Below are 2547 nucleotides of genomic sequence, written 5' to 3'. Positions count from 1 at the left end.
GGGGTACGCGCTTGCGCACGCCCCGGGCCGGCCGGTTACGCTGCCGACATGGCCAGTTCGCACGCGTACCCGATGACGTCCTCCGACGTCCGGCTCGGCGCGCTGCGACGCCGGCGGTCCCGCGACCGCCTGCGCTGAGCCTTCCCTCCTGCGACCGGCGGATCGAGCCGCCGGTCGTCATCGACCGTTCTCGCTCCGCCGTCGCGTTCCCGTCAGGTGATCCGCGCGGCGGATCCACAGCGAGATCGGCGTACCCATGGATCTTGAAAGGTTGCTCACCGACCGGCTGGCGCCGGCGTTCGCGGCGGTGGCCGGCGTGCCGGTTGACCCGGCCGTGCGGCGCTCCCAGCACGCGGACTTCCAGTCCGACGCGGCGCTGGGCCTGGCCCGGCGGCTCAGCCGGCCGCCGCGGGAGATCGCCGCGGAGGTACGGGGGCGCGCGGCGCTGGCCGACGTCTGCGCGTCGGTCGAGGTGTCCGGTCCGGGTTTCCTGAACCTGACGGTGGCCGACCACGCGCTCGGCGGGCTGGTGTCCGCGCTGGCCGCCGACCCGCGGCTCGGCGTGCCGCCGGTGGCCGAGCCGGAGACTGTGGTGGTCGACTACTCGGCGCCGAACGTGGCGAAGGAGATGCACGTCGGGCACCTGCGGTCGACGGTGATCGGGGACGCGGCGGCCCGGACGCTGGAGTGGCTCGGGCACCGGGTGCTGCGCGCCAACCACCTCGGCGACTGGGGCACGCCGTTCGGCATGCTCATCGAGCACCTGCTCGACCTGGGCGAGGCCGGGGCGGCGCAGGAGCTGTCGATGGGTGACCTGGACGGGTTCTACAAGGCGGCGCGGGCGAAGTTCGACGACGACGAGGCGTTCCGGGAACGGTCGCGGCGGCGGGTGGTGGCGTTGCAGGGCGGTGACCCGGCGACGCTGCGGCTGTGGCGGCTGCTGGTGACGCAGTCGGAGAGCTACTTCCTGACCGTGTACGACCTGCTCGACGTGACGCTGACCGGCGACGACTTCCGGGGCGAGAGCAGCTACCACGACCAGCTCGCGCCGACTGTCGAGGAACTGGACCGGCTCGGCCTGCTGCGGCGCAGCGAGGGCGCGGACTGCGTGTTCCCGCCCGGATCGGTGGGCCGTGACGGCGAGCCGTTGCCGCTGATCGTGCGCAAGTCCGACGGCGGGTACGGCTACCCGGCCACCGATCTGGCCGCGCTGCGGCACCGGACCGGCACGCTCGGCGCGACCCGGCTGCTCTACGTGGTCGGGCTGCCGCAACGGCGGCACTTCGAGATGGTGTTCGCGGTCGGCGCGCAGGCCGGCTGGCTGACCGCGCCGGTGCGGGCCGAGCACGTCGGGTTCGGCTCGATCCTCGGCCCGGACGGGCGGATGCTGCGCAGCCGGGCCGGCGGGTCGGTGAAGCTGGTCGGGCTGCTCACCGAGGCTGTGGAGCGGGCCACCGCGCTGGCCCGGGAACGCAACCCGGAGCTGGGCGAGGCGGAGGCCGCCGAGGTGGGGCGCGCGGTGGGCATCGGCGCGATCAAGTACGCCGACCTGTCCGGGGACCGGCACAAGGACTACGTGCTGGACTGGGAGCGGATGCTGTCGCTGGACGGGAACACCGCGCCGTACCTCCAGTACGCGTACTCCCGGGTCCGGTCGATCTTCCGGCGGGCCGGCGCGGCGGCGCGGCCGGACGCGGACGTCTCGCTCGCCGAGCCGGCCGAGCGGGCGCTCGCGATGGAACTGGTCGGCTTCGCCGCTGTGGTCGAGGAGGTGGCGGGCAGCCTGGAGTTCCACCGGCTGACCGCGTATCTGCACCGGCTGGCTGTCGCGTTCAGCGCGTTCTACGAGCGCTGCCCGGTGCTGCGGGCAGACGGGCCGGTACGCGAGAGCCGGCTCGTGTTGTGCGAGCTGACCGGGCGGGTGCTGCGGCAGGGCCTGGACCTGCTCGGCATCCGCACCCCGGAACGGTTGTGAGGCAGCGGGGCCACCGGAAGCCCGTGCGGCGGCTAGCGTGACGCATCGATCGAACGAGAGGCAGGCGGCCATGGCGGATCGACGCGCGGTACTCGCTCCGGGACGGGGCTACGACACCCGGGGGCCGCTGTTCGTCTACATCGGGGAGGCGTTGCGCCGGCGCGGTTTCGAGGTGCACGAGGTGACCTGGCGGTCGATCGGCGATCTGCGCCACGACGCCGCGCCGGAGTGGGTCGCCGAGCAGTTGGATCCGGTCCTCGACGCCGGGGTGGATCTGCTCGTGGGCAAGTCGCTCGGCAGTTTCGCCGCCCCGCTCGCCGCCGACCGGGGCATCCCGGCGGTCTGGCTGACGCCGTTGCTGACCGACCCCGCGGTACGGGAGCCGCTGGCCCGGGCCACCGCGCCGTTCCTGCTGGCCGGCGGCACCGCCGACCCGGTCTGGGACGGGGCGGTGGCGCGGCGGCTCACCCCGTACGTGGTGGAGGTCGCCGACGCCGACCACTCGATGATGGTGCCCGGACCGCTGGCGGCCTCGGCCGAGGCGCTGGGGCGGGTCTGCACGGCGGTGGAGG

Annotated in this window: 2 protein-coding genes; both read left to right on the top strand. The window is 74.3% G+C overall.

The window, feature by feature from the left end; genetic code table 11:
* Positions 1–256 precede the first annotated feature (256 nt).
* Positions 257–1975 (top strand): arginine--tRNA ligase, encoded by a 1719-nt coding sequence (gene argS, locus KBX39_RS28745; protein ID WP_166456741.1) that lies wholly within the window; start codon positions 257–259, stop codon positions 1973–1975.
* A gap of 70 nt (positions 1976–2045) precedes the next feature.
* The coding region (locus KBX39_RS28740) for an alpha/beta hydrolase (RefSeq protein ID WP_210873535.1) at positions 2046–2547 on the top strand (502 nt) is incomplete at its 3' end.

It is taken from the genome of Micromonospora sp. D75, assembly GCF_018070405.1.
Classification (GTDB): Bacteria; Actinomycetota; Actinomycetes; order Mycobacteriales; family Micromonosporaceae; genus Micromonospora; species Micromonospora chalcea.
The sequence above is the reverse complement of the archived record's forward strand: the minus strand, read 5'-3'. Positions and strand labels throughout refer to the sequence as shown.